Origin of the sequence: Ramlibacter sp., assembly GCF_035706265.1 — a bacterium.
GTDB lineage: Bacteria > Pseudomonadota > Gammaproteobacteria > Burkholderiales > Burkholderiaceae_C > Ramlibacter.
The window spans coordinates 1-22,483 of record NZ_DASSVG010000046.1 but is presented as its reverse complement, the minus strand read 5'-3'; the positions used below and the strand labels follow the sequence as shown (position 1 = coordinate 22,483).

Sequence of the window (22,483 nt, the reverse complement as noted above, 5' to 3'; positions counted from 1 at the left end):
GTGGACGTCGCCGTGGGCCTCCTGGCCGCCATGGCGATCTCCGCGGCGCTGCACCAGCGGGCCCGCGACGGCAAGGGCCAGACCATCGATGCGTCGATGGTGCAGGCGGCGCTGATGCTGATGTACCCGAACGTCAGTGCCTTCCTCAGCAGCGGCGTGGAGCCGCAGCGCATCGGCAACCGCGGCTACAGCGGCAGCCCCACCGCCGACACCTATCGTTGCCGAGACGGCTGGTTGTCGACCGCCGCGAACACGCCGGCGCAATTCCGCAAGCTCGCGAACGTGCTGGGGCTCGAGGCGCTGTGCCAGGACGGGCGCGCGCTCGACCTCGATGCCTTCAATTCCGATGGCGGCTTCGTGGTGGCGCGCGACATTCCCTATCTGCGCGCGCAGTTCGCGGACGCCTTCGCGCAGCGCAGCGCCGCCGAGATGGAGGAGCGTCTGAATGCGGTGGGCGTGCCGGCGGCGCGGGTGCGCAAGCTCGGCGAGTTCCTGCGCGAGGTGCAGGACGGTGCGAAGTTGCCGTTGCCCGCGATGGAGTTCGCGCAGGGCGAGCGGACGGTGCGCACGGCCGGACTGGGTTTTCGCCCGGGCGACCCCGTTCCGGCGGGCCCGCGTCCCGGTGCAGAATCGCTGGGTGCCAGCACGCGCCGCCTGCTGGAAGAAGCGGCCGCCACGAGGAGAGTGCATGTTCCAAGCCCTGGTTCTTGAGAAAACCCCCGAATTCAGCGCCACCGTCCGCGAGGTCGACGACTCCTTCCTGCCCGAAGGGGAGGTCACCGTCGCGGTCGAATACTCGACGATCAACTACAAGGACGCCCTCGCCATCACCAACCGCTCGCCGGTGGTGCGCAGCTGGCCCATGGTGGCCGGCATCGACGGCGCGGGCAGCGTGCTGGAGAGCAGCGATCCGCGCTGGAAGGCCGGCGATCCGTTCGTGCTCAATGGCTTCGGCGTCGGCGAGACGCACAAGGGCTGCCTCGCCGGCAAGGCGCGGCTGAAGGCCGACTGGCTGGTGCGCCGCCCCGCCGCGTTCAGCGCCCGCCAGGCGATGGCGATCGGCACGGCCGGCTACACGGCCATGCTGTGCGTGCTGGCGCTGGAACGCCACGGCCTGCGGCCCGGCGACGGCGAGGTGCTGGTCACCGGCGCCACAGGCGGCGTCGGCTCGGTCGCGGTCGCCGTGCTGGCGCAGATGGGGCATCGGGTGGTGGCCGCCACCGGCAAGGCGAGCGAGGGCGACTACCTGCGCAAGCTCGGCGCCGCCGCCGTGATCGACCGGGCCGAACTTGCTGCGCCCGGCAAGCCGCTGCAGAAGGAGCGCTGGGTCGGCGTGGTCGACGCGGTCGGCAGCCACACGCTCGCCAACGCCTGCGCCCAGGTGCGCTACGGCGGCGCGGTGGCGGCCTGCGGCCTGGCGCAGGGCATGGACCTGCCGGCCACCGTGGCGCCCTTCATCCTGCGCGGCGTCGCCCTGCTCGGGGTGGACAGCGTGATGGCGCCCATGCACCTGCGCGAGCAGGCCTGGCTGCGCCTGGCGCGCGACCTCGACCCGGCGCTGCTGGAAACCATGACCACCGAGATCCCGCTGGCGCAGGCCGTCGAGGCCGCGCAGCGCCTGCTGGCCGGCCAGGTGCGCGGCCGCATCGTCGTCAAGACCTGAATCGGCCACCGGCCATCGGGGCGGCACGGCACGGCCGGCGACCGTTGACAGCTGTCAACGAAGCGCGCCCCGTCCGGCCCTATCGTGCGCCATGGTCATTCCGGCGGCGCAGGCAGGGCATCCCAAGGCACTCGAGGTGCTGCGGGCCCGGGCCCATCTGCTGCCCTGGGTGCTGCTGGCGGTGGTGGTCGGCTTCAGCATCGCCGGTGCGCAGCGCGGATTGCGCCCGCTGCGTGTCGACCTGGCCGTGGCGCCGGCGGAAAACGCGGAGTCGCCGCCGGCCGCCGTGCACTGCGAAGTGCGGCATGGATTCGCGCCCAGCCTGGCGCTCACGGCGCGGGTGATGGCCCGCTCGCTGGGCGTCGGCCCGGAAGGCGTGAACCATGCCCGGGGCGCGACGTGCCGGGTCCACGCCGAACGTCCCTAGGCGGACATTTCTTCGGGCTTCCCCCTATAGTGGCTGCCTCCATGCAGTCCAGCCCGCCCGCCTTCAGCCGCCGCACCGGCAAGCGCCACCTATTCGCCCGCCAGGCGCTCGTTGCCCAGCGCCGCATGGAGCGCCTGCCCGCCAACGTGCGGGCGCTGCTGTGGTCCATGACGGCCGGCCTGCTGTTCGTGACGCTGAATTCGCTGATGCGCGCGTTGTCGCTGGCGCTCGACGGCTTCCAGACCCAGTTCCTGCGCTACCTCATGGGGTTCGCGGTGATGCTGCCGCTGATGCTGCGCGCCGGCCTGGCGGCCTATCGGCCAAAGAACGTGATGGGGCAATTCACGCGTGGCGGCGTGCACACCTTCGGACTGGTGCTGTGGTTCATCGCGTTGCCGCACATCACCATCGCCGACGTCACGGCGATCGGCTTCACCGGGCCGATCTTCATCATGCTCGGCGCCGTGCTGCTGTTCAAGGAGCCGATGCGCTGGGAGCGCTGGCTGGCGGCCGGCATCGGCCTGGCCGGCGTGCTGATCGTGGTGGCGCCCAAGCTCACGGGCAGCGGCGGGGTCTACAACCTGGTGATGCTGGCCTCCTCGCCGGTGTTCGCGGCTTCTTTCCTGATCACGAAGGCGCTCACCCGCTACGAACGGCCGGAGGTGATCGTGGCCTGGCAAAGCATCAGCGTCACGCTGCTGAGCCTGCCGCTGGCGCTGTGGCACTGGCAGACGCCGGGGCCGGGGCAATGGGCGATGTTCGTGCTGTGCGGCTTGCTGGGAAGCACGGCGCACTACTGCCTCACGCGCTCCTACGCCACGGCCGACATCTCGGCCACCCAGTCGGTGAAGTTCCTCGAGCTGGTGTGGGCCACGGTGATCGGCTGGATCTGGTTCGGCGACGAGCCGAGCCGCTCCACCCTGATCGGCGGCGTGGTGATCAGCGCGTCGACGCTGTGGATCGCCCGGCGCGAGGCGCGGGGGCCGCGTTGATCGGGCGCTGCGGCTGATCGAGCAGATTCAACGCAAAAGCCGCAGAAGAAGCAGCCAAAGCCGCAAAAGAACATCAGAAGCTTTTTTTGCGGTTTTTGCGAAACCTTTGCGGCTTTTGCGTTAAGAACGGCCCGCACCCGCGCGGCGCCCCATCAGGACAGCAGGTTCGCGATCCCCGCCGCCACGTGCCCCGCCGGAACGTGCAGCGCGGCGCGTTTGACGTGGCCCGTCTGGTCGTCGAAGAAGAAGTCCGGCTCGAACTCGCGCAGGAACTCGCTCTTGTCCAGGCCGCCCAGGAACATGGCCTCGTCGACCTGGATCTTCCAGTCCATCAAGGTGCGGATGGCGCGCTCGTGCGCCGGCGCGCTGCGGGCCGTGACCAGCGCGGTGCGGATGCGCATCTGGGCGTCGCCGGCCTGCTGCAGCCGGTGCAGCGCCGCCAGCAGCGGCTTGAACGGCCCGCCGGGCAGCGGCTGGCCCGCGTGCGCGAGCTCGTGCTGCTGGAAGGCCTCCAGTCCCTCGGCCTGGAACACGCGCTCGGCCTCGTCGGAGAACAGCACCGCGTCGCCGTCGAAGGCGATGCGGACCTCGTTGGGGTAGTTGGCGCTGGCCAGCACCGATTCGGTCAGCACGTGCGCGGCCGGAAAGCCCGCGGCCAGCGCGGCCCGCACGTCGTCGGCGTTGGCCGAGAGGAAGAGCGTGGCCTTGAGCGGCCGCAGGTAGCCGAAGGGCGAGCGCCCCTGCGTGAACACGCCGCGCTGCAGCGGAATGCCGGCCTCCTGGGCCGAGCGGAACACCCGCATGCCCGAGACCGGGTCGTTGCGCGAGAGCACGACCACCTCCACCCGCTGCGCCGCCGCGTCGTTGAAGGCCAGCAGCTTGCGGATCAGCGAGAAGGCGATGCCGGGCGCAGCCGGCTGCTCCAGCCGCTCGAGCTGCAGGCGCATGTAGCCGGCCGCGTCGCCACTTTCGAACACGCGGTTCTCCTCCTCGAAGTCGAACAGCGCGCGCGAGGAGATCGCGACGACGAGCTTGTTTTCGAGCGAGGGCGCAGGCATGTGCTTAGCGTACCCACTGGTTCAGCTGGATGATCGGCAGCAGCACCGCCAGCACGATCAGCATCACCACCAGGCCCATGCCGATGATCAGCAGCGGCTCCAGCAGGGTGGCGAGCTGCAGGGCGCGGCGCTGTACTTCGGCGCTGAGCTGGTTGGCCGCGCGCTGCAGCATCTGCGGCAGCTGGCCGGTCTGCTCGCCCAGGCGCGCGAACATGCTCAGCAACCCGGGGAAGCGCTTCTTCTGCCCGATGGCGGAGGCGAGCGGCGCGCCCTCGCGCACCAGCACCAGCGCATCGAGCGCGTCGACCCGCATGGCGCGGTTGCCCAGCGTCTCGGCGGCGGCCTGCAGCGCCTTGAGGATCGGCACGCCGGCGCCGGCCAGCATCGCCAGGGTGCCGGCGAAGCGGGCCGCGTTGTAGCCGCGCGAGAGCCGGCCCACCAGGGGCAGCTTCAGCCAGCCGGCGTCGAAGCGTTCGCGGAAGGCAGGATTGCGCAGCGACAGGCGCAGCATCCCGAAGGCCACGGCCGCCGCGGCCAGCAGCACCAGGCCCCAGCTGCGCACGAAGGCGCTCAGCCCCAGCATCAGCACCGTCAGCAGCGGCAACGCCCGCTTGGTGCCCGCGAACACGTTGGCCACCTGCGGGACCACGTAGGTCATGAGCAGCAGCACGATCACGATCGCGGCAATGGTCACGATGGCCGGGTACAGCGTGGCGGCGAGCAGCTTGGCGTTGAGCGCCTGCCGCTCCTCCAGGTCGTCGGCCAGGCGTTCCAGCACCAGGCCGAGATGGCCGCTCTGCTCGCCCGCGCCCACCACCGCGATGTAGATCTCGGAGAACTCGCGCGGAAAGCGCGCCAGTGCCTTGGCGAAGGAGGAGCCGGCGTTGACCTCGGCGCGCAGGGCGGCGACCAGGTGGTGCTGCTGTTCCGTGTCGGCTTCGTCGGCCAGCGCCGTCAACGCCCGCTCCAGCGTCAGGCCGGAGCCGACCAGGCCGGCGAGCTGGCGGGTCCAGATCGCGAGCCCGGTGGCCGTGAACACCCGCCGGCGCAGCAGCACGCGCGCCGCGGCGCCTTCGCCTTCGGCCGCCACGACCGGGCGAACCTCCAGCGGCACCAGGGCACGGCCGCGCAGCAGCCCGCGCGCGGCCTTGGCCGTGTCGGCCTCGATCACGCCCTTCTGGGTGGCGCCCTCCGCGTCCAGGGCCTCGAATGCATATGCGGGCATGCGCGGATGATACGGCCGGGCACGGCCGAGGCGCAGGCCTACATCAAGCGTTCTGCGGGTAGCTTAGGCTGAGGCATGCGGCTCAAGCGCGTCCTCACCGGCTTCGGCATCGTGCAGGGGGCCATGGCGGTGCTGTTCGCGGCGGCTTCCGTGCTGCTCACGTTCGTGGCGGCTCGCACCGGCTGGGAGGCGGTGGTCGACGGCCTGGATGTCGATGGGGCGCAGGTGATCATCGAGGCCGTCGGCCTGCTGGCCGCCGCGGTGGTGGCGCTGCAGATCGCGCAGACGATCGCCGAGGAGGAAGTGATCCGCGACGTGCACGTGAGCGCGCCGACGCGGGTGCGGCGCTTTCTTTCGCGCTTCCTGGTGGTGCTGGTGGTGGCCCTCGTCATCGAGAGCCTGGTCGGCACCTTCAAGGCCCTGCACGAGGACGTCCGCCTGCTGCTCTATCCCGCCGCCCTGCTGGCCGCCATCGCTCTGCTGCTGGTGGCCTGGGGCGTGTTCCTGCGCATGAACCGCTCGGTGGAGGAACTGGAGCCCGAGGCCATGCAGGAGGCCAAGGAGGAAGACCGCAAACTCCAATAGCATGGGGCCATGAGCGCGCAACTGCCGACCGAGCTGCCCGCCTGCGTGCTGCGCCCCTGGAGCGCCGCCGACCGGGACGACCTGATCCACGAGGCGAACAACCGCAAGGTGTGGCGCAACATGACGCACACCTTCCCGCACCCCTACACAGAGCGCGATGCGGACCTGTGGCTGGCCATCGCGGCCGATCCGGGTGCCAGCATCCAGCTGGCGATCGACGTCGATGGGCGCGCCGTGGGCGGCATCGGCGCCATCGCCGGCGAGGGCATCTTCGCGCGAACGGCGCAGTTCGGCTACTGGCTCGGCGAAGCCCACTGGGGCCGCGGCATCGCCACGGCGGCCGCCCGCGCACTGGCGCAGCGCATCGGCCGCGAGCAGCTGTTCGCCCGCCTGGAGGCGCAGGTGTTCGAGTGGAATCCGCCTTCCATGCGGGTGCTGGAGAAGGCCGGCTTCGAGCGCCAGGCGGTGCTGCACAGCGCCGCCACGAAGGACGGCTACCTGATCGATACCGTGCTCTACGCGCGGGTGTTCGAGCGCGCCGGGCCGGTGGGCTGACGGCGCCAGATCATAAGCACGTTTATAATCAGCGGGCTGATGAAACCCGCCCTGTCCGCGCGCTTCGGCTTCCTCGTCAACGAGGTCTCGCGCCTCTACTCCCAGCAGTTCGACCGCCTCGCCCGCGAGAAGCTCGGCCTCTCGCAGGCGCAATGCCGCCTGCTGGCCGTGCTCGCCTGGCACGAAGGCGAGGAGGCGCTGTCGCAGGTGGAGCTCGCCCAGCGGCTGGGCCTCACGGCGATGGCGGTGGCCACCATGTGCGACCGGCTCGCCGCCGCCGGCTGGATCGAGCGGCGCGAGCACCCCGGCGACCGCCGCGTCAACCGCCTCCACATCAAGCCCAGCGCGCGCAAGGCGCTGGAGCAGGCCATGCAGCTGGCCGACCAGCTCACGGCCGACGCGCTGTCCGGCCTCAACGCCGCCGAGCGCAAGCAGCTGCTGGCACTGCTTTCCCGGGCGCGCGACGGCCTGCTCGCCGCCGCAGCCAAGGAGGACGCGTCATGAGCGCGTCCGCACAAGCCGCAGCCACTGCGCCGGCGCAGGCCGGGCCCAGCGCCCCCGCGCCGGCCGGGGCGGTGCAGCACCGCGCCATGATCACCCTTTCGATCATGCTGGCCACCATCATGCAGGCGCTGGACACCACCATCGCCAACGTGGCGCTGCCGCACATGCAGGGCAGCCTGCAGGCCTCGCAGGACCAGATCACCTGGGTGCTCACCTCCTACATCGTGGCCTCGGCGATCGCGCTGCCGCTCACCGGCTGGCTCTGCTCGCAGTGGGGCCGGCGCAAGGTGTTCCTGCTGTCGGTGATCGGCTTCACCATCGCTTCGGCCCTGTGCGGCTTCGCCACCTCGCTGGCGGGCATCGTGGCGGCGCGCCTGCTGCAGGGCATCTTCGGCGCCGCGCTGGTGCCGCTGTCGCAAGCCGTGCTGCTGGACATCAACCCGCCGCAGAAGGTGGGCCAGGCGATGGCGATCTGGGGCGCCGGCATCATGGTCGGCCCCATCCTGGGCCCGATGCTGGGCGGCTGGCTGACCGAGAACTTCGACTGGCGCTGGGTGTTCTTCATCAACGTGCCGGTGGGCGCCTTCGCGCTCTACGGCATCTGGCGCTACCTGCCGGAGAACCGGCCGCGCGCCGTGCCGCTGGACCTCTTCGGCTTCGTCGCGCTGAGCCTCGGCATCGGGCTGCTGCAGATGTTCCTGGACCGGGGCGAGCTGCTGGAGTGGTTCGACTCCTGGGAGATCCGGCTCGAGGCCGCCGGCGCGCTGGTCGCTTTCGCCTTCTTCGCCGTGCACACGTGGACGGCGCAGGGCCCTTCCTTCGTCGACCGCGAGCTGCTGAAGGACCGCAACTTCGTCACCGGCTGCGTGTTCGGCTTCATCGTCGGCGTGGTGCTGTACGGCACGATGGCGCTGCTGCCGCTGTTCCTGCAGGGGCTGATGCAGTACCCGGTGGTCTACACCGGCATCGTCACCGCGCCGCGCGGCATCGGCACCATGCTCGCCATGCTGGTGGTCGGCCGGCTGGTGCAGAAGGTGGACCTGCGGCTGATCATGGCCACGGGCTTCGCGCTGACCGCCATCGCCCTGTGGCAGATGACGCACATCACGCTGCAGATGGACAGCCACCTGATCGTGACCTCCGGCTTCATCCAGGGCGTGGGGATCGGCTTCACCTTCGTCCCGCTGTCGGCGGCGGCGTTCGCCACGCTGGCGCCGCGGCTGCGCAACGAGGGCACGCCGATCTACAGCCTGCTGCGCAACATCGGCGGCAGCGTCGGGATCTCGGTGGTGCAGTCGCTGCTGACGCGCGGGATGGCGCAATCGCACGCCAACCTGGCGACCTTCGTCGCCCCGGGCAATCCGGCGCTGGCGCAGTGGCCGCAGGCGCTGGGGGGCGATCCCACCGCGGCGCTGGCGCTGCTGAATGCGGAAGTGACGCGGCAGGCCTCGCTGGTGGCCTATGCCAACGACTTCTGGATCATGATGGCGGTGACCGTGATGGCGATCCCGCTGCTGGTGGTGATGCGGCCGCCGCGGCGGCAGTCGACGCCGGCCGGCGACATGCCGCATTGAGTGATCACAACTCCCGCAGCTTGAAGCGTTGCAGCTTGCCCGTCTCGGTGCGGGGCAGGGCGGGCACGAAGGTGATCTCGCGCGGGTACTTGTAGGGCGCGATGGTGGACTTCACGTGCTCCTGCAGCGTCTTGACCATGGCGGCGTCGCCGCTGTGGCCGGGCTTGAGCACGCAGAAGGCCTTGACGATCATGCCGCGCTCGGCGTCGGGCTTGCCGACCACGCCGCACTCGGCCACCGCCGGGTGCTTGAGCAACGCGTCCTCGACCTCCGGGCCGCCGACGTTGTAGCCGGCCGTGATGATCATGTCGTCGGCCCGAGCCTGGTAGAAGAAGTAGCCGTCCTCGTCCTGCGTGAAGGCGTCGCCGGGATAGTTCCAGCCGTCCTTCACGTAGTTCGCCTGGCGCGGGTCGTCGAGGTACTTGCAGCCGGTGGCGCCGATCACGGCCAGCTTGCCGACGGTGCCGCGCGGCACTTCGCGCCCCTCGTCGTCCACCACCCGCGCCTGGTAGCCGGGCACCACCTTGCCGATGGCGCCGCGCCGCACCTCGGCGCCGGCCGAGGAGATGAAGATGTGGAACATCTCGGTGGCGCCGATGCCATCGAGCATCTCGATGCCGGTGGCCTCCTTCCAGAGCTGGCGCGTGGCATCGGGCAGGCCCTCGCCGGCGCTCACGCTCGCGCGCAGCGCGCCCACCCCGAGCTGGCGCGCGAACGGCGCGGCATTGCGGTAGAAGGTCGGCGCCGTGTAGCAGATCGTCGCCCCCACCTCCGCGATCGTGCGCACGAACGATTCGGGCGTGTAGGGCGCATCGGGGAAGTACACCGAGGAGCCGGCCCACATCGGGAACACCAGCAGCCCGCCCAGGCCGAAGGTGAAGGCCAGCGGCGGCGAGCCGACGACGATGTCCTCCGGCGTGGCGCGCAGCACGTGCCGCGGCCAGGTCTCGCACGAGGCCAGCACGTCGCGGTGGGTGTGCACCGCGGCCTTGGGCTTGCCCGTGGTGCCGGAGGTGAAGGCCAGCAGCGCGATGTCGTCCGCGGCGGTGGGGCAGGCCGGGAAGTCGCCTGCCTTCTGCGCAGCGCGCACTGCGAGCGAGCCGGGCTCGTTCGGCGCGTTGAACGGCACCACGGCCTTCAGCACCGGGCGGTCGCGCCGGGCCAGCTCCAGCTCCTCCAGCAGCTTGATATCGCACAGGGCGAGGCTGGGCTGCGCCTTGTCGATGATGTCGCCCAGCTCGCGGGCGCGCAGCAGCGGCATGGTGGCCACCGCGATGCCGCCGGCCTTGACGACCGCCAGCCACGCGAGCGCCATGCCGACCGAGTTGCCGCCGCGCAGCAGCACGCGGTTGCCGGGTACCAGGCCCAGGTCTTCGACCAGCACGCGGCAGATGCGGTCCACGCGCTCGCGCACCTCGCGGTAACTGAGCACGCCGGCCGGCGAGCGCAGCAGGGGGCGGTCGCCCCAGCCCTTGGCCGGCGCGCGATCCAGCAAGGCTTCGACCACGTTGCACTGCGCCGGCAGGGCCAGCTCGGGGCGGTCGTAAAGAAGGGTGGGCCACTGCGCTTTCGGCGGCAGCCGGTCGTGCACGAAGCGGTCGGTCTGCGCGGAAGTCATGCGGCGGTCTCCTGGCGTGCGGTGGCGTGTTCCTTCACCTTCCCCAGCAGCTTGTGCAGGGTGGCGATCTCCTTTTCCGTGAGGGCGCCGAAGGCCTCCACGATCCAGCCCTCGTGCTGGCGCGCCATCTCCTGGAACTGGCGGCGGCCGCGGGCCGTCAGGCGCACGCGGCAGGCGCGGCGGTCGCCCTCGACGTCGATGCGCTCCACCAGGCCTTCGGAGACGAGCTGGTCGGTGATGCCGGTGACGTTGCCGCCGGTGACCATCATGCGGCGCGACAGCTCGTTCATCTTCAGGCCGGCCGGCGTGCGTTCCAGCTGCGCCATCAGGTCGAAGCGCGGCAGCGTCGTCTCGAAGCGCTCGCGCAGGTGGGTGCGCACCTGCTTCTCGACCAGCTGCGTGCACGTGAGCAGCCGCAGCCACAGGCGCAGCGCCTCGGGGTGCTCGCTGTGGGCGCGCGCTTCGATGTCCATGGGCGGTCCTTCAGGGGATGGGCTAAATAGTTTAGGCTTGAACTAATTGGTCCGCAAGCAAACCTTTGCCTTCAGCCCGCGCCCGGATGCGCCACCGTCCTACACGGGTTCCGTTGACGCCCCGCCGGCGCCGTGACCAGAATCGGCCATGGAACCTCTGCTGCAAAAGATCGAAACACAACTTGCGGCCCTTCCGGTTCCCGTTGCCATCGGCTTGCCCGGCGGCAAACGGGTGGGACCGGCCGATGCGGCCGTCCGGCTCGAGTTCGACGACTGGTCCGGCGTGGCCACGCTGGCGGCGGGCCAGATCGGCAAGATCGCCGAGGACTACGTGGAGCAGCGCCTGCGCATCCACGGCCGCATGCGCGACGTGATGACGGCCGGCGCCGGCCTGCTGCCTGGCAGCCCGGTGCCGAGCGACACCAGCTGGTGGACGCAGATGCTGCGGCGGGCCCGGTCGATCGCGCAGCACACCCCGCAGAAGGACGCCGAGCAGATCCGCTTCCACTACGACGTCTCGGACGACTTCTACGCCCTCTGGCTCGATCCGCGCCGCGTCTACTCCTGCGCCTACTTCCGCGAGCCGGGCTACTCACTGGCGCAGGCGCAGGAGGCGAAGCTGGACCACATCTGCCGCAAGCTGATGCTCAAGCCAGGCGAGCGCTTCCTCGACATCGGCGCGGGCTGGGGCGGGCTGCTGCTGTGGGCGGCCGAACACTATGGCGTGCAGGCCACCGGCATCACGCTGTCGCAGAACCAGCATGCGTACGTGAACGGGCTGATCCGCCAGAAAGGGCTGCAGGGCCGTGTGCAGATGCTGCTGCAGGACTACCGCGAACTGGACGAGGGCCAGGCCTTCGACAAGATCGCCTCGGTGGGCATGTTCGAGCACGTGGGCCAGGCGAACATGGCGGCCTACTTCGGCAAGATCCGGCGCCTGCTCGCCCCCGGCGGGCTGGTGATGAACCACGGCATCACGGCCGGCGCGCTGGAGCCGGGCCAGCTCGGCGCCGGCATGGGCGAGTTCATCGGCAAGTACATCTTCCCCGGCGGCGAGCTGCTGCACACCAGCCTGGTGCTGCGGGAGATGGCCCTCGGCGGGCTGGAGATGGTGGACGCCGAGAACCTCCGGCCGCACTATGCGCGCACGCTCTGGGCCTGGTCCGACGGGCTGGAGGAGCGGCTGGAGGAAGCGCGCGCAGTGCTCGAACGCACCCACGGGGCCGAGGACGGTGGCCGCGTGCTGCGCGCCTACCGGCTGTACCTGGCCGGCTGCGCCATGAGCTTCGAGCACGGCTGGATCGCGCTGCACCAGTTCCTCGCGACGCGCCCGGATGGCAACATGAGCACCGGGACGCTGCGCGGCGCGCAGTCGGCCTATCCCTTCAACCGCGAGTACATCTACCGCTGATGCTCTACAAGTTCAAATCCAAGGCGGCCGGCGACCTGATCATGCTGGAGCCCAACGGGCGCCGCGTGCTGCAGATCATCGGCAAGGACCCCGGCCCCCAGGGCATCATCCTGCCCGAGGAGATGCCCGGGGCGGTGGCGAAGCTGGAACAGGCGATCGCGCAGGAGGAGGCGGAGCACAAGGCCCTGGTCGCCGAAGCGCAGGCCAAGGGCCAGGTGCCGCCGAAGTTCGAGGCCGTCTCCCTGCGCCAGCGGGCCGTGCCCTTCATCGACATGCTGAAGCGCTGCGAGAAGGAGCAGAAGGAGATCGTCTGGGGGGTGTAGGGGGCCTCAGTCCACCTTCGCGCCGCTGGCCTTCACCACCGCCGCCCACTTCTTCGTCTCGCGGTCGATCATCTGTGCGAACTGCGCCGGGGTGTTGCCGCTCGGGATGGCGCCCTGGGCCTGCAGGCGCTCCTTCATCGCCGGCGTGGCCAGCGCCTTGGCGGTTTCCTGCTGGATGCGGTTGACGATCTCCATCGGCGTGCCGGCCGGCGCCAGCAGGCCGAACCAGGAACTCGCCTCGTAGCCCTTGAGCAATGGGCCGCCCGCTTCCTCCACCGTCGGCACGTCCGGCAGCGCCGAGGAGCGCTGGGCGCTGGTGACGGCCAGGGCCTTGAGCTTGCCCGAGCGGATGTGCGTCATCGACGAAGGCAGGTTGTCGAACATCAGGTCCATGTCGCCGGACATCAGGCTCAGCAGGGCGGGGTTGGAGCCGGTGAACGGGAAGTGCGTCATGTAGGTGCCCGTCATCGTCTTGAACAGCTCGCCGGCCAGGTGGATCGACGTGCCGTTGCCGCTGGAGGCCATGTTCAGCTTGCCGGGATTGGCCTTGGCGTACTTGATGACGTCCTGCACGTTGCGGATGCCGCGCGCGGCCGCCTTCTCGGTGTTGACCACCAGCACGTTCGGCACGCCGCCCACCAGCGTGATCGGCTGGAAGTCCTTGATGTGGTTGAAGGGCATCTTGGAGTACAGCGAGGCGTTGATGGCGTGCGTGCCCACCGTCCCCATCAGCAGCGTGTAGCCGTCGGGCGCGGCGTGGGCCACGAGGTCGGCGCCGATGTTGCCGCCGGCGCCGGCCTTGTTCTCCACCACGAAGGACTGGCCCAGCGACTTGGACAGCTCCACGGCGACGGCGCGCGCCAGGATGTCGGTGGTGCCGCCGGCGTTGAAGGGCACGACGATGCGCACCGGCTTGGTGGGCCAGGCGCCCTGCGCGAACGACAGGGCCGGTGCGAGGCCGGCGACGGCCAGCGCGCTGACGACGGTACGGCGGGAAAGGGTACGGGAAGCACTGCTCACGGGATCTCCTGGATTGCTTGGTTGTAGGTGGATGATGCCAAAGAAAAAAGCCGCCCCTGGGGGCGGCTCGTGCGGCTCAGGCGCGCATCAGTCGACGTAGACGCCCGCCTGCTTGATCAGCGGGCTCCACTTGTTGATCTCGGACTTGACGAACTTCTTGTGCTCGGCCGGCTCGACGCGCTTGTCGTTCACGACCACCGCGCCCAGGCCTTCCTCGCGCTTGATGAAGTCCGGGTCCTTCAGCGCCAGCTTGAGCGCGTCGTTGAGCTTCTTCACCACCGCCGCGGGCGTGCCCTTGGGCGCGTACAGGCCGTGGAAGATCGTGATGTTGAAGTCCTTCACGCCCAGTTCCTGCAGCGTGGGCACGTCCTTCAGCGCGGGGGTGGTCAGGCGCTTGGACGTCGTGACGGCGAACACCTTCACCTTCTTGCCTTCGATGGCGCCGGTGGTATTGGTGGTCTGGTCGCACATGATGTCGATCTGGCCGCCCATCAGGTCCGTCATGGCCGGGCCGGTGCCCTTGTACGGCACGGCCGTCATGTCCACGCCCATGGCGTGCTGGAACAGCATGCCGCACAGGTGCGAGGCCGAGCCGACGCCGGCGTTGCCCAGGTTGATCTTGCCCTTGTTGGCCTGGATCCAGGCCATCAGTTCCTTCCAGTTGTTGGCCGGGATCGTGGGCTTGGAGATGATCGTCATCGGCACGTCGTTGATCAGGCCGACGTACTCGAAGTCGTTCTCGACGTTGAACGGGATGTTGCGCACCAGCGTGGGCATGGTGGCCATGCCGATGTGGTGCACCAGCAGGGTGTGGCCGTCGGCCTGCGCCTTGGCGACCTTGTTGGCGCCGATGGAGCCGCCCGCGCCCGCGGCGTTGTCGACGATCAGGGTGGCGCCGTTCAGGGGCTTGCGCAGGGCTTCGGCCAGATCGCGCGCCACCTTGTCGGTGGGGCCGCCGGCCGAGAAGGGAACGATGATGGTGATGGGCTTGCTACCCGGGAAGTCCTGCGCGCCGGCGGCGAAGGCGGCCGCGGCGACGGCCAGGGGCACGAGGGACTGGAACAGCTTTTTCATTACGTCTCCGAAGGAAGTTCTAGACAAGAGAGGAACGCCGCATGCTGCCGCGTCGCCGACCGCGCCGGGCGGCGGGAACTACGTACTCCGCTTGTCCTGCGTCATGCAAGTGCGAAGTATGCCTCCTCGCCGAAGGCGCCTTGTGGTCCTTCCTTCTTACTTGTAGCTGCGCGCGTCTTCGATGACCTTGCCGTCGTTGGGCAGCGAGCCCGGCTGCACGAACTGGACTTCGGCGCGCAGCTTGGTCACGTCGCGCACGGCGTCGCCGATGCGCGCGTCCAGCCCCTGCGGCGAGGCGGCCGTCTCGACTTTGAATGTCATCACGTCGTTGGCCATCTCCCCGCTCACCACCAGGCGCGCCTTGACGATCTCGGGGAAGCGGCGGGCGATGGCGGCCACCTGGCCCGGATGCACGAACATGCCGCGGATCTTGGTCGTCTGGTCGGCGCGGCCGAGCCAGCCCTTGATGCGCGTGTTGGTGCGGCCCGTCGCGTCCTGCCCCGGCAGGATGGCCGAGAGGTCGCCGGTGCCGAAGCGCACCATCGGATAGGCCGGGTTGAGCGAGGTCACCACCACCTCGCCCACCTCGCCCTCGGCCACCGGGTCCCCGGTGCCCGGGCGCACGATCTCCACGATCACGCCCTCGTCGATCACCATGCCTTCGCGCGCGGCGGTCTCGTAGGCGATCAGGCCCAGGTCCGCCGTCGCATAGCACTGGTAGACGTGCAGGCCGCGTTCGAGGAACCAGTCGCGCAGGCTGGGCGGGAAGGCCTCGCCGCCCACCAGTCCCTTGCGCAGGCTCGTGATGTCGCCGCCGGACTCCTGCGCCTTCTCCACCAGGATGCGCAGGAAGCTGGGCGTGCCGGTGTAGCAGGTGGGCCGCAGTTCGGCGATCGCCTGCAGCTGCTGCTCGGTCTGGCCGACGCCGGCCGGGAACACGGTGCAGCCCACCGCGTGCGCGCCCGACTCGAACATGAAGGCGCCCGGCGTCATGTGGTAGCTGAACGTGTTGTGCACCAGTTCGCCGCTGCGGAAGCCCGCGGCGAACAGGGCCCGGCCCATGCGCCAGTAGTCGCGCGTGCTGCCGTCCGGCTCGTAGATCGGCCCGGGCGAGGCGAAGATGCGCGGCATCTGCGGCCCGCGCACGAAGGCGGAAAAGCCGCCGAAGGGGTCGCTCGCGCGGCTGGCCTGCTGGCGCGCCAGCAGTTCGGACTTGCGCGTGACGGGCAGCTGCGCCAGCGCCTCACGCGACGTGATCGTGCTGGCCTCCACGCCGGCCAGGATCTCGCGGAAGGCGGCGGTCGCGCGCTGCGCGTGCGCCACCTGCGCCGGCAGCGCCGCCAGGAGTTCGGCCTCGCGGTCCGCCGCGGCGCGGACCTCGAGGCTGTCGTAGTAGTCCTGCATTTCTTTTCCTTGCTGCATCCTCAGGCCAGCCAGCGCTTGCGCCGCTTGTAGCTCTTGACCTCGCGGAAGCTCTTGCGCTCGCCGCCGCCGACGCCGAGGTAGAACTCCTTCACGTCCTCGTTGTCGGCCAGTTCGCTGGCGGGCCCGTCCATCACGATGCGGCCGCTTTCCATGATGTAGCCGTAGTCGGCGTACTTCAGGGCCATGTTGGTGTTCTGCTCCGCCAGCAGGAAGGTGACCTTCTCCTTGGCGTTGAGGTCCTTCACGATCTCGAACACCTCTTCCACGATCTGCGGCGCCAGGCCCATGGAAGGTTCGTCCAGCAGCACCAGGCTGGGGCTCGCCATCAGGGCGCGGCCGATCGCGCACATCTGCTGCTCGCCGCCGGAGGTGTAGGCGGCTTGCGAAGTGCGGCGCTGGCGCAGGCGCGGGAAGTAGGTGTAGACCTTCTCCAGGTTGGCGGCGACCTCGCTGCGGCTCGCGCGGGTGTAGGAGCCGGTGAGCAGGTTCTCCTCGATGGTGAGGTGGGCGAAGCAGTGGCGGCCTTCCATCACCTGCACCACGCCGCGCTGCACCAGGTCGGCCGGCGTGAGGTTCTCGATGCGCTCGCCGCGCAGCTCGATCGAGCCCTTGGTGACCTCGCCCCGCTCGCCCTTGAGCAGGTTGGAGACGGCGCGCAGCGTGGTCGTCTTGCCGGCGCCGTTGCCCCCGAGCAGGGCCACGATGCCGCCCTCGGGCACCTGCAGCGAAACGCCCTTGAGCACGAGGATCACGTGGTTGTAGATGACCTCGATGCCGTTGACGTTGAGGACGACAGTCCGCGGCTCCAAGCCTGCCTGCGCAGGCTTGGACGGACTGTCGCAAGCCGGCCTCTGGCCGGCGTCGGCCGTCGATTCAATTGCCATTTGTTGTCCTCGAGAGCTGGGGTCGAGGCGCGCCGCGAGCGCCCCCACCCCAGCCCTCCCCCGGAGGGGGAGGGAGCAGGTCACATCAGGATTGGCAATCCGCGGGGGTGCGACGCGTGAGTTTCTTTTCCGCCGCGTACTTGTCCGCCGTCGCCTTCACCAGCGGCTTCAGCACCTGTTCGTCCGCCTGCAGCCAGTCGGAGGTGAACTTCCACTGCTTGCCGTCCCAGGTGTGCACGCGGGCCCAGTTGGAGCCCATGTGGTCCACGCAGGAGGTGCTGATCGGGCGCATCACGCCCTTGAAGCCCAGCGCATCGAGCTTGTCCTGCGAGAGCGCCAGGTTCTCCAGGCCCCAACGGACCTGCTCGCCGGTCATGACCTTGCCCTTGCCGTAGCGCTCCTGCGCCCGCCGCACGCCTTCCACGCCCAGCATGGCGCTCATGGCGCCGCGCATGTACAGCACCGAGCCCACTTCCTCCTTGGGACCCGTGCCCTGGCCCTTGGCGTGCACCTTCTCCAGGATCTCCTTGACCACGGCCGACTGCGGCTCGGCGCCGTGCTGCATCGTCACGGCGTGGTAGCCCTTGGCGCCTTCGCCGACGTCCTTGACGTCGGGCTCGGCACCCGACCACCACACGCCGTACATCTTGTCGCGCGGATAGCCGGTGGCCACCGCTTCCTTCAGGGCGGTGGAGTTCATCACGCCCCAGCCCCACAGCATCACGTAGTCGGGACGCGACTGGCGGATCTGCAGCCAGGTGGCCTTCTGCTCCACGCCGGGGGCGGTGACCGGCAGCAGCTGCAGGTCGAAGCCGTGCATGTGGCTGCGCTCCTGCAGCAGCGGGATCGGCTCCTTGCCGTAGGGGCTGTCGTGGTAGACCAGCGCGATCTTCTTGCCCTTGAGCTTGTCGAGGCCGCCCTCGCGCTTGGCGACGGTCTGCACCAGCGCGTCGGCCGCCAGCCAGTAGGTGCCGGCGATCGGGAAGTTCCACTTGAAGACGCCGCCGTCCTGGCTCTCGCTGCGGCCGTAGCCGGCGGTGATCAGCGGGATCTTGTCGCCCGGCGCCTTCTCGGTCAGCGCGAAGGTGATGCCGGTGGACAGCGGCTGGAACACCGTGGCGCCGCCGTGCTTGCCCTTCAGGCGCTCGTAGCATTCGACGCCGCGGGCGGTGTCGTAGCCGGTTTCGCATTCCTCGAACACGATCTTCACGCCGTTGATGCCGCCGCGTGCGTTGGTGAGCTTCAGGTAGTCGACGTAGCCGTTGGCCCACGGCACGCCGTTGGGCGCGTAGGGGCCGGTGCGGTACGGCAGCACCGGGAAGAACTGCTCCTTCGCCTGGGCGAACGCGTTCGTCGCCACTCCCGACGAGGCGGCCGCGGCCACCACGGCCGCCGCGAGGACTACGTTGCGCAACTTCATACCTGTCTCCTTCATTGATGCGTTGCCGGTGAAAAATGGGTTCAGTGCGGGAAGGGCCACAGGCGCAGCTTCTGCTTGCCCGTGGACCACAGGCGCGCCAGGCCGTGCGGTTCCACCACCAGGAACCAGACGATCAGGGCGCCGAAGATCATCAGCTCGGCATGCGAGATGCCGGCCGTGGAAATGGAGAGGCCGACCCAGCCGGCCAGCACCGGCAGGGTCTGGTTGAGCGCGATCGGCAGCAGCACGATGAAGGCGGCGCCGAAGAAGCTGCCCATGATCGAGCCCAGCCCGCCGATGATCACCATGAACAGCAGGCGGAACGACATCTCCAGCGAGAAGGCCGCCGGCTCCCAGGCGCCGAGGTAGACGAAGCCCCACAGCGCGCCGGCCACGCCGATGATGAAGGAGCTCACCGCGAAGGCGCTGAGCTTCGCGTACATCGGCCGGATGCCGATCACCGCCGCGGCCACGTCCATGTCGCGGATCGCCATCCATTCGCGCCCGATCGCGCCGCGCACCAGGTTCTTGGCGAGCAGTGCCATGACGACCAGCACGGTGAGGCACAGCAGGTACTTGCTGGCCGGGCTCTCGATCGGCACGCCGAAGGCCGTGAGGCCGGCAACCGAGACCGAGCCCGAGGGCGAATCGTTGGTGAACCACTTGATGCGCAGGAACATCCAGTCGGCGAAGAACTGCGCCGCGAGCGTGGCCACCGCGAGATACAGGCCCTTCACCCGCAGGCTGGGCAGGCCGAACAGGATGCCGAAGGCCATCGCGCAGACCCCGCCGACGATCAGCGTGAGGATCAGCGGCATGCCTTCCATGCGGGCGAAGAAGTTGTAGGCCCCGTAGGCGCCGACGGCCATGAAGGCGCCGGAGCCGAGCGAGATCTGGCCGCAGTAGCCCACCAGGATGTTCACGCCCAGCGCCGCCAGCGACATGATCAGGAAGGGGATCAGGATGGCGCGGAACATGTAGCCGCTCGCGAGGCTGGGCACCGCGAGGAAGGCGAACAGCAGCAGGGCGAGGATGAAGAAGCGGTCCTGCAGGATGGGGAAGATCTGCAGGTCGGCGTGGTAGCTGGTCTTGAACTGGCCGTTTTCGCGGTAAAGCATGGCGTCCTCTCCTTACACGCGGTCTATGATTTTTTCGCCGAACAGCCCTTGCGGCCGCACGAGGAGGAACAGCAGGGCGAGCACGTAGGCGAACCAGATCTCGATGCCGCCGCCCACGAACGGGCCGAGGTAGACCTCCGACACCTTCTCGCCCACGCCGATGATCAGCCCGCCGATGATGGCGCCCGGCACCGAAGTCAGGCCGCCGAGGATCACCACCGGCAACGCGCGCAGCGCCACGGTGGAGAGCGAGAACTGCACGCCCAGCTTGCTGCCCCAGATCATCCCGGCCACCAGCGCCACGACGCCGGCCACGCACCAGACGATCACCCAGATGCGATCGAGCGGGATGCCGATCGACTGCGCGGCCTGGTGGTCGTCGGCCACGGCGCGCAGCGCGCGCCCGGTGCCGGTCTTCTGGAAGAACAGCGTCAGGCACAGCACCAGCACCGCGGCGATGCCGGCGGCGATCACGTCTTCCTTGTTGATCAGGATGCCGCCCTGGAACACGTTCTCGAACGCGATCACCGGGTCCTTGGGCATGCCGACGTCGATCTTGTAGATGTCGCTGCCGAAGAGCGTCTGGCCCACGCCATCGAGCAGGTAGGCGATGCCCAGCGTCGCCATCAGCAGCGTCGCGCCTTCCTGGTTCACCAGGTGGCGCAGCACCAGCCGCTCCACCAGCCAGGCGACGGCGAACATGATCACGCCGGCGACCAGGAAGGCGAGCAGGTTGGCCAGGATGGCGCTCTCGAAGCCGAGCCACTTGGGCAGCCACTCGGAGAAGCGCGCCATCGCCAGTGCCGCGAACAGCACCATCGCGCCCTGCGCGAAGTTGAACACGCCGGAGGCCTTGAAGATCAGCACGAAGCCGAGCGCCACCAGCGAATACAGCATGCCCGTCATCAGGCCGCCGAGGAGGGTTTCGAGGAAGAAGCCCATGGTCGTTGAGCGTTAAGCGTTGAGCGTTGAGCGGGTGTTGGGGGGTTCGACGCTGAAAGCTCAACGCCGAACGCTGGACCTCAGTGGCTTGTTCCCAGGTAGGCCTTGATCACGTCCGGATTCGAACGCACTTCGTCCGGCGTGCCGTCGCCGATCTTCTTGCCGTAATCGAGCACCACGACGCGGTCGGAGATGTCCATCACCACGCCCATGTCGTGCTCGATCAGCACCACCGTCGTGCCGAACTCGTCGTTCACGTCCAGGATGAAGCGGCACATGTCCTGCTTCTCTTCCAGGTTCATGCCGGCCATCGGCTCGTCCAGCAGCAGCACCTGCGGCTCCATCGCCAGCGCACGCCCGAGGTCCACGCGCTTCTGCAGGCCGTAGGGCAGTTGTCCCACGGGCGTCTTGCGGAAGGCCTGGATCTCGAGGAAGTCGATGATGCGTTCCACGTATTCGCGGTGCCGGATCTCCTCGCGCTCGGCCGGGCCGATGCGCAGCGCCTGCAGGAAGATGTTGCTGCGGATGCGCAGGTTGCGCCCGGTCATGATGTTGTCCAGGACGCTCATGCCCTTGAACAGCGCCAGGTTCTGGAAGGTGCGGGCGATGCCCATCTCCGCCACCTGCCGGCTCTTCATGTGGTGGAAGTGCTTGCCGCGGAAGGTGATGGTGCCCTGCTGCGGCTGGTAGACGCCGTTGATGCAATTGAGCATGGAGCTCTTGCCGGCGCCGTTGGGGCCGATGATGGCGCGCACCTCGTGCTCGCGCACGTCGAAGGAGATGTCGGTGAGCGCCTTCACGCCGCCGAAGGCGAGCGAGATGTTCTGCACGTCGAGGATCACCTCGCCGATGCGTCGGCCGGCGGCCGGCTGCTCCTGCGGTGCGGCGGCCGCGGCGGCGGCGCGCTCCGGCGTCGCGACCTCGCCCTCGGCGGGCAGGGTGGTGAACGCGGTGTCGAGGGAAGGGGCGAGTTCAGCCATGATCTTCATGCCGCCGCCCTCACCGGCGCGAAGGTGCGGGCATCGTTGATCTTCAGCGTCGCGCTCACGCTGCCGGTGCGCCCGTCTTCGAACTTCACCTGCGTCTCAATGTACTGCTCGGACTTGCCACCGTACAGGGCATCGAGCAGCACGGCGTACTTCTCCGCGATGAAGCCGCGCCGGACCTTGTTGGTGCGGGTGAGCTCGCCGTCGTCGGCATCGAGCTCCTTGTGCAGGACCAGGAAGCGGTGGATCTGGCTGCCGGCCAGGCGCTCGTCGGAGGCGAGGTCGGCGTTGACCTTCTCGATGCAGTCCTTGATCAGCGCGTACACCTCCGGCTTCTGCGCGAGATCGGTGTAACCCGCATACGGAAGATTGCGTTTTTCCGCCCAGTTGCCCACCGCCTCGAAGTCGATGTTGATCATCGCGCAGGCGCGGTCGCGGCCGTCGCCCACCGCCACCGCCTCCTTGATGTGCGGGAAGAACTTGAGCTTGTTCTCGATGTACTTGGGCGCGAACATCGAGCCGTCGGCCAGCCGCCCGACGTCCTTGGCGCGGTCGATGATCTTCAGGTGGCCGTGCGCATCGAGGAAGCCGGCGTCGCCGGTGTGGTACCAGCCGTCGGGCGTCTTCACTTCGGCGGTGGCCTGCGGGTTCTTGTAGTACTCCTTCAGCAGGCCCGGCGAGCGCACCAGGATCTCGCCGTTGTCGGCCAGCTTGATCTCCACGCCGCGGCAGGGAACGCCCACCGTGTCGGCGTGCACCTGGTTGTCCGGCTGCATGCAGACGAACACCGCCGTCTCGGTGCTGCCATAGAGCTGCTTCAGGTTGATGCCGATCGCGCGGTAGAAGGTGAACAGGTCGGGCCCGATCGCCTCGCCCGCGGTCTAGGCCACGCGCACGCGCGACATGCCCAGGTTGTTGCGCAGCGGCCCGTACACCAGCGCGTTGCCCAATGCGTACTTCAGGCGATCGAGCGCACCCACCGGCTTGCCATCGCGCAGCGCGGGGCCGACGCGCCGCGCCACCTCCATGAAGGAGTGGAACATCCGGCGCTTCAGCGCCCCGGCATCCTCCATGCGGATCATCACGCTGGTGAGCAGCGCTTCGAAGATCCGCGGGGGCGCGAAGTAGTAGGTCGGCCCGATCTCCTTGAGGTCGATCATCACCGTGCTGCCCGACTCGGGGCAGTTCACCACGTAGCCGCAGGCG

The 22,483-nt window shown here is 69.1% G+C and carries 22 protein-coding genes and 1 pseudogene; 10 read left to right on the top strand and 13 right to left on the bottom strand.

Features of this window, described 5'->3' with window-relative positions; genetic code table 11:
- From VFM98_RS01645 to VFM98_RS01630, 4 genes are all read left to right on the top strand, one after another.
- The coding region (locus tag VFM98_RS01645; protein WP_325108146.1) for a CoA transferase at nucleotides 1–711 on the top strand (711 nt) is incomplete at its 5' end.
- Complete coding sequence (locus VFM98_RS01640) at nucleotides 689–1,663, top strand: MDR family oxidoreductase (RefSeq protein ID WP_325108145.1); 975 nt, start codon at nucleotides 689–691, stop codon at nucleotides 1,661–1,663. The genes VFM98_RS01645 and VFM98_RS01640, both read left to right, overlap by 23 nt.
- 91 nt (nucleotides 1,664–1,754) lie before the next feature.
- Entirely contained in the window at nucleotides 1,755–2,090 is a 336-nt protein-coding gene (locus VFM98_RS01635) for a hypothetical protein (protein ID WP_325108144.1), read from the top strand.
- Nucleotides 2,091–2,131: 41 nt separating this feature from the next.
- The gene (locus VFM98_RS01630) at nucleotides 2,132–3,082 is read left to right on the top strand and encodes a DMT family transporter (RefSeq protein WP_325108143.1); all 951 of its coding nucleotides are present in this window, start codon (nucleotides 2,132–2,134) and stop codon (nucleotides 3,080–3,082) included.
- 152 nt (nucleotides 3,083–3,234) lie between these two features.
- Here the strand turns inward: VFM98_RS01630 and VFM98_RS01625 are convergent, their stop codons facing one another.
- Together VFM98_RS01625 and gspF are read right to left on the bottom strand one after the other, a co-directional pair.
- Complete coding sequence (locus tag VFM98_RS01625; protein ID WP_325108142.1) at nucleotides 3,235–4,140, bottom strand: 5'-nucleotidase; 906 nt, start codon at nucleotides 4,138–4,140, stop codon at nucleotides 3,235–3,237.
- Nucleotides 4,141–4,144: 4 nt separating this feature from the next.
- The gene (gspF, locus tag VFM98_RS01620; RefSeq protein WP_325108141.1) at nucleotides 4,145–5,365 is read right to left on the bottom strand and encodes a type II secretion system inner membrane protein GspF; all 1,221 of its coding nucleotides are present in this window, start codon (nucleotides 5,363–5,365) and stop codon (nucleotides 4,145–4,147) included.
- A gap of 75 nt (nucleotides 5,366–5,440) precedes the next feature.
- On the opposite strand from gspF, the gene VFM98_RS01615 reads away from it, so the two are divergent.
- Genes VFM98_RS01615 through VFM98_RS01600 form a run of 4 tightly spaced genes read left to right on the top strand, consistent with a single transcriptional unit; the run spans nucleotide 5,441 to nucleotide 8,583 of the window.
- Complete coding sequence (locus VFM98_RS01615) at nucleotides 5,441–5,950, top strand: hypothetical protein (protein ID WP_325108140.1); 510 nt, start codon at nucleotides 5,441–5,443, stop codon at nucleotides 5,948–5,950.
- 9 nt (nucleotides 5,951–5,959) lie between these two features.
- Complete coding sequence (locus VFM98_RS01610; RefSeq protein ID WP_325108139.1) at nucleotides 5,960–6,505, top strand: GNAT family protein; 546 nt, start codon at nucleotides 5,960–5,962, stop codon at nucleotides 6,503–6,505.
- Between the two features lie 39 nt (nucleotides 6,506–6,544).
- Complete coding sequence (locus VFM98_RS01605) at nucleotides 6,545–7,009, top strand: MarR family winged helix-turn-helix transcriptional regulator (RefSeq protein WP_325108138.1); 465 nt, start codon at nucleotides 6,545–6,547, stop codon at nucleotides 7,007–7,009.
- A complete protein-coding gene (locus tag VFM98_RS01600; RefSeq protein WP_325108137.1) occupies nucleotides 7,006–8,583 on the top strand; it encodes a DHA2 family efflux MFS transporter permease subunit in 1,578 nt (525 codons plus the stop codon). The genes VFM98_RS01605 and VFM98_RS01600 overlap by 4 nt, the downstream gene beginning before the upstream one ends.
- Nucleotides 8,584–8,587: 4 nt before the next feature.
- Here VFM98_RS01600 and VFM98_RS01595 read toward each other — a convergent pair whose 3' ends face one another.
- On the bottom strand, nucleotides 8,588–10,201 hold the full coding sequence (locus tag VFM98_RS01595; protein ID WP_325108136.1) for an AMP-binding protein: 1,614 nt from the start codon (nucleotides 10,199–10,201) through the stop codon (nucleotides 8,588–8,590).
- Entirely contained in the window at nucleotides 10,198–10,674 is a 477-nt protein-coding gene (locus VFM98_RS01590) for a MarR family winged helix-turn-helix transcriptional regulator (RefSeq protein ID WP_325108135.1), read from the bottom strand. The genes VFM98_RS01595 and VFM98_RS01590 overlap by 4 nt, the downstream gene beginning before the upstream one ends.
- A 148-nt stretch (nucleotides 10,675–10,822) precedes the next feature.
- Between VFM98_RS01590 and VFM98_RS01585 the strand changes: the two genes are divergently transcribed.
- Both VFM98_RS01585 and VFM98_RS01580 read left to right on the top strand, forming a co-directional pair.
- A complete protein-coding gene (locus tag VFM98_RS01585) occupies nucleotides 10,823–12,085 on the top strand; it encodes a cyclopropane-fatty-acyl-phospholipid synthase family protein (RefSeq protein WP_325108134.1) in 1,263 nt (420 codons plus the stop codon).
- Nucleotides 12,085–12,408, top strand: coding sequence for a DUF1840 domain-containing protein (locus VFM98_RS01580; protein WP_325108133.1), 324 nt, complete (start codon nucleotides 12,085–12,087; stop codon nucleotides 12,406–12,408). Before VFM98_RS01585 ends, VFM98_RS01580 begins: the two co-directional genes overlap by 1 nt.
- A gap of 6 nt (nucleotides 12,409–12,414) precedes the next feature.
- Here VFM98_RS01580 and VFM98_RS01575 read toward each other — a convergent pair whose 3' ends face one another.
- The 9 genes and pseudogenes from VFM98_RS01575 to VFM98_RS01535 all read right to left on the bottom strand — a co-directional run.
- The gene (locus tag VFM98_RS01575; protein WP_414708966.1) at nucleotides 12,415–13,428 is read right to left on the bottom strand and encodes a Bug family tripartite tricarboxylate transporter substrate binding protein; all 1,014 of its coding nucleotides are present in this window, start codon (nucleotides 13,426–13,428) and stop codon (nucleotides 12,415–12,417) included.
- Nucleotides 13,429–13,515: 87 nt separating this feature from the next.
- Nucleotides 13,516–14,502: a tripartite tricarboxylate transporter substrate-binding protein gene (locus VFM98_RS01570; RefSeq protein ID WP_325108132.1), complete on the bottom strand. Its 987-nt coding sequence runs from the start codon at nucleotides 14,500–14,502 to the stop codon at nucleotides 13,516–13,518.
- A 156-nt stretch (nucleotides 14,503–14,658) separates the two neighbouring features.
- Nucleotides 14,659–15,906 (bottom strand): phenylacetate--CoA ligase family protein, encoded by a 1,248-nt coding sequence (locus tag VFM98_RS01565; RefSeq protein ID WP_325108131.1) that lies wholly within the window; start codon nucleotides 15,904–15,906, stop codon nucleotides 14,659–14,661.
- Between the two features lie 20 nt (nucleotides 15,907–15,926).
- Nucleotides 15,927–16,736, bottom strand: coding sequence for an ABC transporter ATP-binding protein (locus VFM98_RS01560; protein WP_325108130.1), 810 nt, complete (start codon nucleotides 16,734–16,736; stop codon nucleotides 15,927–15,929).
- A gap of 160 nt (nucleotides 16,737–16,896) precedes the next feature.
- On the bottom strand, nucleotides 16,897–18,231 hold the full coding sequence (locus VFM98_RS01555) for an ABC transporter substrate-binding protein (protein ID WP_325108129.1): 1,335 nt from the start codon (nucleotides 18,229–18,231) through the stop codon (nucleotides 16,897–16,899).
- 41 nt (nucleotides 18,232–18,272) lie between these two features.
- On the bottom strand, nucleotides 18,273–19,349 hold the full coding sequence (locus tag VFM98_RS01550) for a branched-chain amino acid ABC transporter permease (RefSeq protein ID WP_325108128.1): 1,077 nt from the start codon (nucleotides 19,347–19,349) through the stop codon (nucleotides 18,273–18,275).
- A 12-nt stretch (nucleotides 19,350–19,361) separates the two neighbouring features.
- Nucleotides 19,362–20,291 (bottom strand): branched-chain amino acid ABC transporter permease, encoded by a 930-nt coding sequence (locus tag VFM98_RS01545; RefSeq protein ID WP_325108127.1) that lies wholly within the window; start codon nucleotides 20,289–20,291, stop codon nucleotides 19,362–19,364.
- A gap of 80 nt (nucleotides 20,292–20,371) precedes the next feature.
- Nucleotides 20,372–21,271 (bottom strand): ABC transporter ATP-binding protein, encoded by a 900-nt coding sequence (locus VFM98_RS01540; RefSeq protein WP_414708969.1) that lies wholly within the window; start codon nucleotides 21,269–21,271, stop codon nucleotides 20,372–20,374.
- Nucleotides 21,272–21,276: 5 nt separating this feature from the next.
- Nucleotides 21,277–22,483 (bottom strand): annotated as a pseudogene (locus tag VFM98_RS01535) (AMP-binding protein); the annotation flags it as partial.

Coding starts and splice junctions, on each gene's coding strand:
- VFM98_RS01580 (WP_325108133.1), top strand. CDS start 12,085: ATGCTCTACAAGTTCAAATCCAAGGCGGCCGGCGACCTGATCATGCTG.
- VFM98_RS01630 (WP_325108143.1), top strand. CDS start 2,132: ATGCAGTCCAGCCCGCCCGCCTTCAGCCGCCGCACCGGCAAGCGCCAC.
- VFM98_RS01605 (WP_325108138.1), top strand. CDS start 6,545: ATGAAACCCGCCCTGTCCGCGCGCTTCGGCTTCCTCGTCAACGAGGTC.
- VFM98_RS01555 (WP_325108129.1), bottom strand. CDS start 18,231: ATGAAGTTGCGCAACGTAGTCCTCGCGGCGGCCGTGGTGGCCGCGGCC.
- VFM98_RS01600 (WP_325108137.1), top strand. CDS start 7,006: ATGAGCGCGTCCGCACAAGCCGCAGCCACTGCGCCGGCGCAGGCCGGG.
- gspF (WP_325108141.1), bottom strand. CDS start 5,365: ATGCCCGCATATGCATTCGAGGCCCTGGACGCGGAGGGCGCCACCCAG.
- VFM98_RS01585 (WP_325108134.1), top strand. CDS start 10,823: ATGGAACCTCTGCTGCAAAAGATCGAAACACAACTTGCGGCCCTTCCG.
- VFM98_RS01590 (WP_325108135.1), bottom strand. CDS start 10,674: ATGGACATCGAAGCGCGCGCCCACAGCGAGCACCCCGAGGCGCTGCGC.
- VFM98_RS01550 (WP_325108128.1), bottom strand. CDS start 19,349: ATGCTTTACCGCGAAAACGGCCAGTTCAAGACCAGCTACCACGCCGAC.
- VFM98_RS01640 (WP_325108145.1), top strand. CDS start 689: ATGTTCCAAGCCCTGGTTCTTGAGAAAACCCCCGAATTCAGCGCCACC.
- VFM98_RS01540 (WP_414708969.1), bottom strand. CDS start 21,271: ATGGCTGAACTCGCCCCTTCCCTCGACACCGCGTTCACCACCCTGCCC.
- VFM98_RS01595 (WP_325108136.1), bottom strand. CDS start 10,201: ATGACTTCCGCGCAGACCGACCGCTTCGTGCACGACCGGCTGCCGCCG.
- VFM98_RS01635 (WP_325108144.1), top strand. CDS start 1,755: ATGGTCATTCCGGCGGCGCAGGCAGGGCATCCCAAGGCACTCGAGGTG.
- VFM98_RS01625 (WP_325108142.1), bottom strand. CDS start 4,140: ATGCCTGCGCCCTCGCTCGAAAACAAGCTCGTCGTCGCGATCTCCTCG.
- VFM98_RS01610 (WP_325108139.1), top strand. CDS start 5,960: ATGAGCGCGCAACTGCCGACCGAGCTGCCCGCCTGCGTGCTGCGCCCC.
- VFM98_RS01570 (WP_325108132.1), bottom strand. CDS start 14,502: ATGAAAAAGCTGTTCCAGTCCCTCGTGCCCCTGGCCGTCGCCGCGGCC.
- VFM98_RS01615 (WP_325108140.1), top strand. CDS start 5,441: ATGCGGCTCAAGCGCGTCCTCACCGGCTTCGGCATCGTGCAGGGGGCC.
- VFM98_RS01545 (WP_325108127.1), bottom strand. CDS start 20,291: ATGGGCTTCTTCCTCGAAACCCTCCTCGGCGGCCTGATGACGGGCATG.
- VFM98_RS01565 (WP_325108131.1), bottom strand. CDS start 15,906: ATGCAGGACTACTACGACAGCCTCGAGGTCCGCGCCGCGGCGGACCGC.